The sequence below is a fragment of the Methanobrevibacter arboriphilus genome (assembly GCF_019669925.1).
In the GTDB taxonomy this organism is placed as follows: Archaea; Methanobacteriota; Methanobacteria; order Methanobacteriales; family Methanobacteriaceae; genus Methanobinarius; species Methanobinarius arboriphilus_A.
Map to the genome: position 1 here is coordinate 245,547 of NZ_AP019779.1, position 14,588 is coordinate 260,134.

Here is a 14,588-nt window from a genome sequence, read left to right on the forward strand (position 1 = left end):
ATACATTTCACCATGGTGTTTCACTATAAATAGCTATACGATGATAAGTATTTTGATTCCAGTTGACAACTCCACCAAAACGATTATTTTCACCACTAACATCTACAGGTATCCATTTTTTCCCAACAAGAACCTGAAGCCAAATATGTCCTAACCATCCACTTTTTCTAAAATCACATCTACTGTGAATATATCTTGTAGGCAAACCAATTGATCTAGAAAGTGATGCATAAGCATGAGACATATCAACACAATTTCCTTTTTTCAATTTGATAGTTTTTTTACCACCATACTTAGTATTATAATAATAAGAATATTTTATATTGTTTACAGTCCAATTAAAAATAGCTTCTGCCTTTTTATACTTAGATTTAATACCTTTTGTAATTTTTTTTGCAATACTATTAATATAAGAACTTTTACTCGGAGTCCATGAAGTAGATATTAAATATTTAGATAAACTAGTCTTTCTATACTTATTATACAACTTTAAAGTTTTTCCATTGTTATTAATAGCATCTAACTTATCAACATTAATATAGACAGTTTTAGGAAGATTATTTCTTTTAGTTTTTGATAAAATTTTACTAAACATAAAAATAAGAGTTTCATATTTAATCTTTTTCTTGGATAATAGTTTATAATAGCTTGGAACTTTATTATGATTATCAACGTAATTTACAATGTACTTAGCTATTTTATAATAAGAACTTGTCTCATATTTCCATTTGATAGTATCTCCTTTAATTTTTTTATTACTTTTTATCCCATATTTAATTTTAATGTCAGAATTATCATTCTTATACTTATAAATAACAGTTTTAGACATTAAATATAAAAAATTCTTTGAAGAGAGATTTTTATCATTTACCATTACATTTTTAGGGATGATCTTATAAGTATCTATATAATTATAAAGAGTTTTAGAGCTTTTAACTACATTATCTTGAGAAACTGAATTATTAACAATTGTATTATTAGTGATATTTGTTTCATTTACATCTTCGTTTCCACTCATAATCTCTCCATTAACACTTTCAACAATATTAAATAGTGTAAATATCAACAAAAAGATTATAACTATTTTCAAAATTGTTTTAAAAATATTTTTATGAATGTTTTCAAAAATACGATTATGAATACTTTTATAAATATTTCTATGAACAGTCCTGTTGATATTATGAGTATTTTTATTGAAGTTTATAAAACATATAATATAATCATAAAAAATGTTTTTTGTTTCATTAATCCTCATCTAATCACATTTATATATATTCAGTTTCTCATTATATATTATATTTTTCATGATATTATTCATATTTAATGATGTTTTTATATAAAGAGCATTTTAAATTATTATTAATAATAATTCTATTATTACGTATATCTCTATTAGTATTAATATTTAATAGAGAGTATTCTTTATTTAATAAAAATATGTTAAAAACTAATATAAATAATTATCTAATCTTAAGAGTTATAGTAGCTAATATTAATAAAAATAGAAAATACCTAATAATTTTAAATAAATTAACAGAAGAAAAGACCCTCAATTGATTAAATAAAAATACAAAATAATATGGTCGAGACTGCTAATAATATGGATTAAGGAAGATAATCAATTGAGGGGTGGTATGACATTGTGTTTAAATTTGTTTTGACATTACCATTATTATGTTGTCATTACTAGTATATAAATATTTAGGTATACCTAAATATATTATTAATTTTTTAATTTTATATAATAATATTTTCATGAAATTCTAAATATAATATTTTCATGCTATTCTAAATATTTTATAAAATTATAAAAACTTTTTAAAATATTAAAAGAATCTAAAATTATTAAAAGAAATATTCTTATTAAAAGTAATATTTATTAATATAGTCTAATAAAAATTAAAAAAGAACTTTAAAATTCAATAATATATAAATGAACAGATGAAAAAATAATATAATTAAAAAAATGAAACTTAAATAAAAAAAGAAAATCATAACTAATAAATAAATTAGTAATAACTAAAAACAAAATGATTCCTATGGATAAATTAGCTATAGATAAATTTAAAAATGATATTAGATTCCGTCATAAAATAGCTCATATTGAAAAAATACCTGGTAAAAAGGCTATTTATATGAATTTGGATGAAGTAAATCCAAAAATAGCTAAATATCTTGAAAAAAATAATATCAAATTATATAAACATCAAGCAACTGCTTTTAAAAAGATTAAAAATAAAAAAAATATAATCATTACAACACCAACAGCTTCAGGAAAAACACTAGCATTTAATTTACCAATACTTGAAACAATGTTAAAAGATAAAAAAGCAACTGCAATGTATATTTATCCAGCTAAAGCACTATCCAATGACCAACTGAATATTTTAAAGGAACTCGAAAAGGAATTAGAAATAGAAATAAAACCAGCGACTTATGATGGAGATACACCAAAAAATAAAAAATATGGGATTAGGCAGAACTCACGGATAATCTTAACAAACCCATATCAAATACACCACATATTATCATGGCATCATCAATGGAAAGGATTTTATAGCAACTTAAAATATATTGTAATTGATGAAGCACATTATTACAAAGGAATATTTGGATCAAATGTTGCATACTTAATAAGAAGACTAAGAAGAATAGCTAAATTCTATGGATCATCTCCACAATTTATACTATCATCTGCAACCCTTGCAAACCCATTAGAGTTAGCAAATAAATTGGTAGGAGAAAATTTTTACCTTATAGATAAAGATACATCTCCAAGTGGTGAAAAAGACTTTATACTTTACAATCCATTTTATAAAAATTTAAAAAAAAATAAAGGAAATAATAATTCACAATTAAATTCACAAAATAGAACTGAAAGCATTGGAAACATTAAAGACCTTGAAGATAAATTCATTGAAGATACAATAGCTAATAACAATGAAAATAATTGGACAAAAATAACAGATGGTCTATCAATACATCAAGAAACAGAAATGATATTTTTATATCTTCTTTTAAAAGATATTCAAACACTTTGTTTTACAGTGTCTCGTAAAATTGCAGAACTCATAGCTATGTGGGCAAAAAAAGACATGAAAAATTATAAAAAGCCACTTGCAGAAAAAATAACAGCCTATAGAGCAGGATATTTAGCTAATGAGCGAAGAGAAATCGAAAATGGTCTAAAAAGTAGAAAATACCTCGGAGTTACATGTACAAATGCTCTTGAACTCGGAATTAACATAGGCTCTCTTGATGCAGTTATAATATCAGGATATCCTGGAACAATGATTTCAACATGGCAACAAGCTGGAAGAGCTGGAAGAGGAAATCAAAAATCAATAATAATACTACTTGCTTTTGAAAATCAATTAGATCAATATTTCATGAAAAATCCAGAATTTTTCTTTGATAAACCTCATGAAAATGCAATAATAGACTTAAATAATAAAATGATTATTAAATCTCATCTTTTATGTGCAGCTAATGAGATACCAATTACTGCTGCTGAGGTAAATGAAATATTCAAATGTGATGAAACACTATTAGATAAAGCAATTGAAAGCTATGATTTAATAAAAAATAAAAGAGAACAATATATTTATCCTCATGATGATGAAGCATCATTTAAACATTCCTTAGATCAGCTATCAAATGATTCATTTAAAGTAATGTCTAATGGAAAACTACTTGAAAATATGGAAATAGGACAAGTCTACAGAGAAGCTCATGAAGGGGCTGTTTTAATAAATAAAGGAGAAACATACATTGTTGATAGTGTGAACTTAAAATCAAAGTATGTTAATGTTTATAAACAAGCTGTTGAATATCATACAATTGTTTTAAAAGACGTCGATATTAAGATCAAGTCAAAAATAAAAAAAGAAAAAATTGGAAATTTCACAGTGTATTTTGGTGAATTAGAAGTATCTGAAGATTACCACAAATACAAAAAAATGCACTTTTCAAAATCTCTTGGAACTTTTACACTTGACCTTCCACCACTAAGATTTAAAACTAAAGGAATATGGTTTACTATATCTAATAAAATAAAGGAACATCTTGAAGATAAGTTTGATGAAGATAATGTATTTGCTGGAGGTTTACATGGGGTAGAGCATGGATTAATTGGATTATTCCCCCTACATGTAATGTGTGATAGATTTGATATTGGAGGTTTATCAACAAATTATCATGAAGATACCCAAGAAGCAACCATTTTTATATATGATGCCTATGAAGGAGGAATTGGGATTTGTGAAAAAGCTATAGAAGTTTTTAATCAATTGGTTCAATCAACAAAAGATTTAATTGATAATTGCCAATGTGATTCGGGGTGTCCTTCATGTATATATTCTCCAAAATGTGGAAATGAAAATAAACCACTTCATAAAGATGCTACAAGAAATATACTTAATTTTATTCAAAATGAGATTGATACAGCTGAACAAGAGAATATTTTAGATAAAATTCACTTAGAAGATAATTACAATAAAATTAATAATAAGATTAACAATAAGATTAATAATAAAATTAATAATAGTATTAATAATAGTATTAATAATAATTTTAATAATAGAATAAGTAATAATAAAGTTAATAATAGTATTAATAATAATACTAATAATACTAATAATAATTTTAATAATATAATGGGCAATAATGAAATAAGTAATAATAATAAAATAAATAATAAAAACAATATAGAAAATGAAGAAAAAACCAATAATACAGAATATAATATTCAAACTAAACTTAAAGAAGCATTGAAATTCTATAAAGATAAAAATTACACATTTGCAAAAGATTTATTAATAGATATATTAAATTATGATAAAAATAATTCTGATTCATGGTATTTATTAGGAGCTATACTAAATGAACAAGGAGATGAAAATGGAGCATTGAAATTCTTAAAAAAATCCATTATTATAGACCCAGCTAATGAAAAGGCACATGAATTAATAGATATTATTAAAAATCAATCTATTAGAAAATAGAATAATTAATTCAAAAAAGAATATTCATAAACTACTCATAATAAAAAAATCTAAAAATAACAAAATTATTAATATTAAAAAAATTAAAAATTAATATGTGAAAGACTAGATTACTATTTATAAATATAAAATTGAAATTCAAAAAATATAAATAATAAAGTAATAATATTATAAAACATAATAATAACATTATAAAATATAGTAATAATATTATAAAATATAATAATAGAAACATTATTAGATATTTTAATATAAATACTATGAGATACTTTATTATAAATATTATAAGATATTTTAGATATTATAATATAATATTTAAAAAATTTTAATAAGAATATGAATTATATATCAATAATAATAAATTTTTTAATAATAGTTTTTTAAAAAATAGCTTTTTAAATAATAGTTTTTTAAATAATAGCTTTAAAAAAATAGTTTTTTTAAATAATAGTTTCTTAAAAATAGTTTTTAAAAAAATAATTTTTTTAAAAGTCTTATATATAATTTTTTTAAAAGTCTTATATATAATTTTTTTAAAAGTCTTATATATAATAATATAAGTTTTATGTAAATTAAAATAATTGTAAAAAGATAATATGTCCAATGATCAAAAATTAAAAATTAAAAATGAAATTATAATTAAAATAAATGATGTGTTGGAGAATAATCAAATCCAAAAGATTGATAATCTAACCACAGTAAATTCATCTGATAAAATCTCCTATTTAGGAAATATAAAAGTTTTTGATGAAAATAAATTAGAAAAAATTATCTCAGATATGAATGAAATTTTTAATAAATATGGATCATTTTCAATTAGAACAGAAGATATTACCTCCTGTTGTAAACCTCCATATAAAAATATCAGTTTTAAAATTAATATTAATCTCACAGACAAAAAAGAATAGGTTGTAAAGATATAAATGAAATCAGAAAGATATGAAAATCATGAAAAAGATATGTTAAAGTCAATATTATCGAAATCTTTAACTTCTGCAGCACCTTCTAAAGAGACTATTGCTAAAGCCCATGAAAACTCTGGAATTAACTCTGATGATCCTCTAATAAAATTAAAATATACCTTATTAGAACAATATCAAGATCAAAGGTTAGATGATATTGAAGGTAGCGAAATCATAGAAAACAGTTCTGGAGAAACATTAAAAATCACAAAAAAAGAAAAAATCGATTTTTCAATTGATAAAAAAGAATTTGAAAATGAATTATTTTGTGACTTAAAATTAATTCCTAAAATAGGTCCTGCTACAGAAAAAAAGCTTAAGGAAGAAGGTTATAAAGATATAAGCTCTCTTTTAGAGCATGAAAAATATAAAGAGCATGCAGAAGAAATTATTGAAAAACTAGAAAATGGATCACATATAGATAAGTTTAATCTAATTAGAAAAAATTGTAATAATAAAGGAAAAATGCTTAAATGTGCTGGAGATCTTGAATATGATAGTTTCAAATTTATGGATATTGAAACATTAGGTCTTTCTAATGTTCCAATTATACTTATTGGTATAGCTGAAATGGATAAAAAAGGAAAATCTATCACTTCAACACAATATCTCCTCAGAAGAAAAGTAGAAGAAGCAGCAGTTTTAGAAGGTTATTTATCTCATATTGAAGAAGATTCAACCCTTATTACTTATAATGGTGCTAGTTTTGATGTTCCATTTATTAGAAATAGATGTAATTACTACCAATTAAACAATGAAAGTCAACCATTCCATTATGATTTAATTTACTATGCAAGAAATCTTTGGAAAGATAAACTACCAAATTGTAAACTAACTACTATTGAGAAACACATATTTGATATTAATCGTGTTGATGATGTTCCAGGATCACATATACCTGAATTTTATGATGCATATCTAAAAGAAGATAATATTGGGCCTTTAGTTCCTATTATTGAACATAATCGTTTTGATATAGTATCATTAGCTAAATTTTTAAATAGAATGTGTGAAAAATTTTAATAAAAATAATTAAAGTTAATCTAAACTTTAATTAAATTATTAATACAAAATAAATTATTATTATAAAATAAATTAGTATTATTATAAATTAAAATAATATAAAAAGTAAATTACTAATATAAATCAAATTATTATTATTATTATTATAAAATAAATTACTATTAAAAAGTAAAAAATTAATATAAATATTATTAAAAATTATTTAAAACAAACTTATAATCTTCATAATTATTAATATTAATCAATTCCATAGAATCATCTTCTTCTACCCCATAAAATGGAAACTGATCTTTAAAAATCTTTCTAAGAATTGGGTTTAAATTACTATCCTCATTATCAAGATATTTAATTAAAATATCTTTATTAGCTACAAATGGCATTCCTAAACCTTCTGGACTTTTTAATAAACCTGAATTTTTTCTCCTAAGAATAGAAATAGACTTTTCAGGGTTTTTCAAATTAAAAAGAGAATTGATGATGTTTTTATAAGTTTTGGAACTAACTGTTGGTTGATCTCCAGCTGAACACAAAACATATTTATTTTTACAATGTTTCAACCCATTTAATAATGAAGTAGAAAGGTCTACATTAATATTTTCATTTTCGATAATTTTAACTCTATCATCAGTAATATTAGCTAAAGCTTTTTTTATATTAGCTGCAAAATGACCTAATACAACAATACACTCATCAACATCAGAGGATAATACATTATTGATAGTTGTTTCAATAACTGTATTAATACTATTTTCACTTGGAAATGGAAGTAATAATTTATTTTTAATAGGACTTCCTTCTTTAATTTGACTATTTTCCATACGAGAATTTCGTCCTGCTGCAGTTATAACACTAGAAATTAACATTTATCTCACACAATCATACAAACCACAATCATATAAACATTTTATTGATTTAATCTTATTTCATTATAAATAATAAATTTCACATAAATAGATAATATATTTTATATAAATAATAAATTTTATAAATAATATAAACTTTGTAAATAATATAAATTTTATAAATAGTAATTATAATTTATATTAGAATTTATACTACGTATTAGAATCATTGATTAATGAAGAATTGGTATTGTTTATATTAACATCTGTTGGAACCATTTCAATCATTTTTGCATGAATAATCATACCAGTACCCTCACCTTCAGTCCACATGATAATTTTAATAGGATAATCTAAAGAATTTGTTACCTTAATACCTGAACCTGGATTGACACCAAAGTTTACTGCATCATGATCACCATTCATTCCTTTAGGTAAAGAAAGTCCTATAGCTAATGCAATAGATCTTAAAGTTCTAGCAGGAGGACATACTCCATGAGATGCACCCCCTCCAGGAGCTTTGGGATCAGAAGACACAGCAAAATCAACAATATCAATTCCTGACGATGTTGAATTAGGAGGAATAATTGTTCCATTCCATGCTTTAGCAAATTGTTTAGCATTATATGCACGGTTAGCATCATTATATTGAGGATATGATCCTAGGTAAGTATAAGCATCAGTCACATTAAATTCAGTATAGTTTGCCTCATAAACCATGACTGGTGAGGAAGAAGGATAATAATAAGTATAATTTAACACACTTTCTCCAAAAAATTCTTTTATTTCATCAGGTTTAATAAAAGTCCTATTATCAGAAAAATCTGATAATCCATAATCTAAAGTCAAATTATCACCAACATTAGATTGATTAAACCAACTTTCAACAACTTCACCGGATACATATTTATGAGGAATTGTATTATTATTAATATCATCTTTTCCAACAAATTTCACTGTTTTGTTTTCTTCAACAATATTTATGCCATCTTCAGTTTTAACTGCAACAGTATAAGGAGTTTTATATCCCCAAACAAAATTATCAGGAGGTTTAACAATTAATTTATTGTTTTCCTCAGTTAAAATACCTGGACCAGAAAAACCTGTTGCAACTCCAGAATCTGAAATTCCCGAACTTGAAAATTCATAAACTGGTAAAGGAACAACCCCTGTTGAAATAGATATAAATACACTACTAAAATCAAAAACTTTCAATCTATTGAATAAATAATCAATGTTTGTAACGATAGGATATTTGTCAATTTTTGACTCATCTACAACAGATTCTCCTGCAAAAACTGTTTTACCCAAAGGATATTTTGATACTTCGGTTACATTGCCTGAAAACTCATGTTCTCCCATAAAAGAAAAAGGTAATAGTAAAAATATTACAACTAGTAATCCAACGATAACTTTAACTGACCAGCGCATTTTGCCCTTCAATTTATCATATCCCCAAAAATTATAAAACCTATAAAAATTATATAATTTATAAAAAAACTTCTTATATCCCTAAATCTCCTCCCTTATTACCATTTACCTCACTTAAAATTGTTTGGGAATATTTAAGCCCACCTTCCCCTATAATAAGAATAATATCATTACTAATATCTTTTTCATTAACATTACTTTTATCATTATTAATATTTTTATCATTAACACTACTTTTATCATTATTAATATTTTTATCTTTGATAATATTTTTATCATTACTATTGTTTTTATCTTTGATAATGTTTTTATCATTGGTACTGTGTTTATTTTTGATAATATTGTTAATATTCTGTTTTGAGTTATTAATAATATTTAAAGCAATTATAAGTCCTTCTTTCACTTGTTCAAAGCTTGCTCCTAACGTTCCAACTTTTGTAGAGTTTTTGCTAGACTCAGTATAAATTATTTCACATTTTTCATTTGCAAAATCATTTATAAATTTTGAAGACTTAAATGCTGAATAAGAAGCTGGAATGATGATATCTGCTTTAGATAAAAGTTTTGCTATTTCTAAGTCCCCTTCGTCACCACTTTCTGAAGAAATAGTATTAACTATAATAAATCTTCCATTAGCTAATTTTTTATCATTTTGAATAATATTAGAAACTGTCTGAATAACAGACTTAACACCTGCCGGATTATGAGCATAATCAAGAATTATCTTAGGATTATCATTAATAATTTCTAACCTACCATTAACCCCACTAAATGAATTAATTCCATCAGCAATATCATTAATATCAACTCCTGAAAGCCAAGCTCCAGTAGCAGCCGCTAATGAATTATAAACATTAGCTATAGAACCATTTTTCAAAGTTATATCAGCAGTTTGTTCATAAATCTTTAATGTAAATTTTATAGATGAATCTTCTTTATCAAAAATTATATCTCTAGCCTCAATATCTATCTTTGGATTTTTAAAACCACAATCACAGTGATAATTACCTAGATGGCCCAAATAATGAATATCATAAATTAAGTCTTTACCACAAACTGGACATATTCTAGATTCTTTAAAAACATCAATATCTTTAAAAATGTCTCCATAATAATTAATTCCAAAAAATAATAAATCTTCATTATCTTTTAAGTTTCCAAGATAAGCAACGATTGGATCATCAGCACATAATATTAAATTATCAGCTAAATCAACCATCTCTTTTTTACAATTAACGTAATCATTAAAACTTCCATTAGATAAATGATCCTGAGTAATATTCGTGATAATTCCAGTATCAACTTCTGCATTTTTAGATATTGTTTCTATCTCACCAGCATTACCAAAAGTGCCTATTTCAATAACAGCTACATCACCCTCAAGTTTAGATTGTAAAGAAGGAATAAATTCAGTATTTCCTTGAATATTAAGATTGTGCTCTGGAACATTTAATCCAGCAGTTTTAAAAATGTTTTTAAGAATTTCTGTTGTAGTAGTTTTACCATTAGTACCAGTAACACCAAAAACTAATTTATCAGATCTAAAAAACTTAAATATTTCATCAATACCAAAAACAGGAATATCTTCAAAACTCATATTATTTAAATCATTCCTTAAATTATTAATAAATTTTTCATTATCCATTAAACTAGGAGCTAAAAAAATAGAAGATGCATTATATAAAAGTTCATTACTAATTTCACTACCTAACTCTAAATCAATACCTTCAGTTTCAAAAATTGATTTTAAAGGAGTTTCATTTGCAGAATCAGAAATTGTTACATCAATACCATTTGCAGCTAAAACTCTTCCGATTAAGCTACCAACAGTTCCACAACCACCAATAACAACGACTTTCCCAGAAATAGCTTCATAAAAATTTATCGCATCTTTAATATCATTTTTAACATTATCATAAGCATTAACAACACCAGGGCCAATATGAATAATTGTATCACCAGTATCAGCTATTGACAATGCATTAAAAATAGATTCACTAACATTTTCAGTTACATAAGTTTCAATATCACTACAAACATTAAAAGCTCCATCTAAAACTTCAAAAGCAGCATTATTATCAACAAACTCAGTGGTTTCATTTTTAGAAGAAACAATCAAAACATCAACTACTTTTCCAAGTACTTCCCCAATTTTATACTTATCTCTTGAAGTTAAAGTATCAGGATTATCCAAGCTTAATATGAGTTTTCCAGAGATATCAAAGCCAGAAAATAATTTTTCCATACTTTCTGGATTATGAGCAGCATCCATAAAAATATTTACACCATTTAACTTATCAATTTTCTCAAATCTTCCTTTAACACCTTTAAATGAAGACATACGGTTTATAGCATCATCTAAATCAATGCCCATGATTAAAGAACTTAAAATTGTAGCAAGAGAGTTTTCGACATTAATCAAACCAGGAACCTTAATATTAACCTCTCTTTCAAAAGAAGGTATTACTTTTCTAGAATAATTATCACACTTACAAATCCCTAAATCAAAATCATCTGAATCAAGATTATCTGAATCAGAATCATTTAAATCAAAACTATCTGAATCAAGATTATCTAAATTAAAATTATTCAAATCATAATTAATTTTACCACAATTATTACAAACTAAAGTTAAAATATCTCCAGACTTAATCTTATAACTTGACCCATCTAAACCATTAAGCTTAATATTAGTAGCTACTATATCATAATCAACATTATCATTATAGTAAGTATTACCCTCAAACTCTACAGTTTGAGGATTTTGAAGACCATACACAATATAATCATGATTAAATGTATCTAATCTACTACTAATAATTGGATCATCACCATTAGCAAGAACCAAGCCATTCTTTTTAAGAAGTTTCTCAATAGCTATATTCCTAGTAATATAATCCTCATAATTTTCAAATTCATCCATATGATCAGGTGTTAAATTAGTAATAACACAAAAATCAAGTTCAAGACCATCAGCCATCCTAATAGTTCCATGAGGAAGTTCAAAAATAGCTAAATCCTTATTTTCACATTCAGAATTAACTACCATTTCAACTAACCCTTCAATAACTAAAGAATCCTGAAGAGATGAAAAAATAAGAGTATTAAACTTATCTTTCAAAGCAAAATTAATCATATTGGTTGTAGTAGTCTTACCATCAGTTCCAGCTATCCCAACCATAGGTATAGCTATCAGTGAATTTAAAATATTTCCAACATCTTTATTTTCAATAATATCAAACTTTCCTTTAGAAGAAAGTTCATAAATCTTTTTTACAAAATCAGCAGTTTTTGGAATATTGGGAGATATATAAACAGCATCAGGAAAATCTAAAAGATCATCATTATGATCTCCTAATTCAAAAGTAATACCTCTATTTTCAAGTAATTCTATCTTTTTTTGTGCTTTTTTAGGAAGGTTATCAAATGAATTGGAGTCAGTAACAATAACATTCTTTTCTAAATAATTAAAAAGATTAGCTACTGGTCTTCCTGCATTCCCTGCACCAACAACAAGAATATTTTTTCCAAAAAACACAACATTCCCCGTTTAGATTTAATATAAATAAATAAAAAAATTATAAGATAAATTTTAATATAATCATATAGTTAAGCTTTATATTTGTAAATTAAAGTATATAATTATTACTATTAAACCAATATTGCAATAAAATTAGTATTATTTAAAATATAAAATATTTAAATAATTTATAGTGGTAGATTTTTATGAAAAAATGAAGGAAATATAATGATTATTTGAGATATGTTTGTATTGAGTTTCTAAAAGTATTAAATGGATTTCATTTTAAATTTCATATTATATATCTATTAAAATCATGGAATGATACATTTTATTATCAATATTGGTAAATTCTGCATTATTAAAAATTTAAATCAGTGTTAAAACCATAAATAATACCATTACTTGTTTTAATATCAATAAATAAACTATTATTAAACTTTAAATCACTCTTAAAAGAATTAATCACTTTTCCATCAATAAGACTAAACTTAATATCATTCAATTTAAGAATTGTTTAATCTTATTAAAGCATTATCACTTGTACTATTTGTAAAATCAAATTTTAATAATTCTAATTTAGAATTACTACTATTGATAACTGTATTATTGATGAATTTTGTCGGGTTTATAATATTTCCAGTTGAATTAAGACAGATTACCCGATTAACATCAATATTATTATTTTCCCATGAAACTTTATATTTATATTGATTTAATTTAATGTTTTGACTATCTGATTCCCTTTTAGTCATGTTTATTATTGGACAAGCTGAAACAGAACTTAAAAGCCCAAAAAAGATGATTAAAATACCTAATAATATTAATAATTTGTAATGTTCCATTTTCATTGAAAAAACTTCCTTTAATATTCAAATTAATTATTTTTTTAAAATTCCCTATAATTTAATATAATATGCCTTATCGTTTCTAATATGAAACTCATATTATTTTTTTAGACTTTAAAGCTATTTATGAATATTTTGAATTCTTTTTCATTTATAGCATCACCAGTATAGTAATATGAAATTAAATAATATTTGTCTTCTTTAGTCATGATAATTTTATAAGAATTAGTATGTTTTGTTTCATTTGGTTTTATATTTAAGAAAGATACAATATTTAACATTTCTTCACTCATGTTAACTGTTTCATTATAGCTTATATTAAGATAAGATACGATAGCTGGAATATTATTAATTTTGATATTACTAGAATTGATAATAGAAATGTTCTCATCTTCTTCCCATGAAGATCTATATAAATTATAAAGCATATCTAATGTATAACCATCAGTTTTATCAATTGAAATGTATATATAACGCCCATAACTATCTACTAAAACAATATCTGTACTATTATTACTTTCTATACTCCAATTATTAGAATAATTAAAAGAAATATTTTGATTATTAAAATGATTAATACTCACCTCATTATCAGTATCAATATTATTTGATGAAAATATCATAATAGAAGCATACACTATAAAAACAATGAAGACTAAAGTCACAAGACCAACAACTACTTTTCTACCTTTATCTGAAGTACTAGAATAAACAGCAACAGCGTGACGACCTTCTTTAATTTTTACATCATTATATATGTAATTATAAAACTTTTTAGAAAGATACGCACCACCAACCCAAAGAACAATTTGAAAAATAAATCTATACTCAATCAAAAAATCTCCTAAGCCTTCCCAAAAAAATAAAAGAAGGAAAAATAATAATAACAGTTCTATAAAAAATATAACACTTAAAAAAATCGCAGTAGGCTTACCAATCCTCATCAAAAACATCTCCCA

At 24.1% G+C, this 14,588-nt stretch carries 8 protein-coding genes and 1 pseudogene; 3 read left to right on the forward strand and 6 right to left on the reverse strand.

Annotation, left to right across the window (positions count from 1 at the left end):
- Positions 1-7: 7 nt before the first annotated feature.
- A complete protein-coding gene (locus tag MarbSA_RS01055) occupies positions 8-1,255 on the reverse strand; it encodes a transglutaminase-like domain-containing protein (RefSeq protein WP_054835433.1) in 1,248 nt (415 codons plus the stop codon).
- A gap of 784 nt (positions 1,256-2,039) precedes the next feature.
- On the opposite strand from MarbSA_RS01055, the pseudogene MarbSA_RS01065 reads away from it, so the two are divergent.
- The 3 genes and pseudogenes from MarbSA_RS01065 to MarbSA_RS01075 all read left to right on the forward strand — a co-directional run.
- A pseudogene (locus MarbSA_RS01065) lies at positions 2,040-4,523 on the forward strand (DEAD/DEAH box helicase); the annotation flags it as partial.
- A gap of 1,136 nt (positions 4,524-5,659) precedes the next feature.
- Complete coding sequence (locus tag MarbSA_RS01070) at positions 5,660-5,911, forward strand: hypothetical protein (protein WP_221061659.1); 252 nt, start codon at positions 5,660-5,662, stop codon at positions 5,909-5,911.
- Between the two features lie 15 nt (positions 5,912-5,926).
- Positions 5,927-6,988 carry a ribonuclease H-like domain-containing protein gene (locus MarbSA_RS01075; RefSeq protein WP_221061660.1) on the forward strand — a complete coding sequence of 354 codons (1,062 nt, stop codon included), beginning with the start codon at positions 5,927-5,929 and terminating at the stop codon, positions 6,986-6,988.
- Between the two features lie 191 nt (positions 6,989-7,179).
- Here the strand turns inward: MarbSA_RS01075 and pmurB are convergent, their stop codons facing one another.
- The 5 genes from pmurB to MarbSA_RS01100 all read right to left on the reverse strand — a co-directional run bounded on the left by pmurB (position 7,180) and on the right by MarbSA_RS01100 (position 14,573).
- A complete protein-coding gene (pmurB, locus tag MarbSA_RS01080) occupies positions 7,180-7,851 on the reverse strand; it encodes a pseudomurein biosynthesis protein PmurB (RefSeq protein WP_042703945.1) in 672 nt (223 codons plus the stop codon).
- Positions 7,852-8,043: 192 nt separating this feature from the next.
- The gene (gene pmurA, locus MarbSA_RS01085) at positions 8,044-9,261 is read right to left on the reverse strand and encodes an Mfer335 family protein PmurA (protein ID WP_054834861.1); all 1,218 of its coding nucleotides are present in this window, start codon (positions 9,259-9,261) and stop codon (positions 8,044-8,046) included.
- 73 nt (positions 9,262-9,334) lie between these two features.
- Positions 9,335-12,799 carry a Mur ligase family protein gene (locus tag MarbSA_RS01090; RefSeq protein ID WP_221061661.1) on the reverse strand — a complete coding sequence of 1,155 codons (3,465 nt, stop codon included), beginning with the start codon at positions 12,797-12,799 and terminating at the stop codon, positions 9,335-9,337.
- 488 nt (positions 12,800-13,287) lie between these two features.
- Positions 13,288-13,632, reverse strand: coding sequence for a hypothetical protein (locus MarbSA_RS01095; RefSeq protein WP_054834858.1), 345 nt, complete (start codon positions 13,630-13,632; stop codon positions 13,288-13,290).
- A 104-nt stretch (positions 13,633-13,736) separates the two neighbouring features.
- A complete protein-coding gene (locus MarbSA_RS01100) occupies positions 13,737-14,573 on the reverse strand; it encodes a hypothetical protein (RefSeq protein ID WP_221061662.1) in 837 nt (278 codons plus the stop codon).
- Positions 14,574-14,588 lie beyond the last annotated feature (15 nt).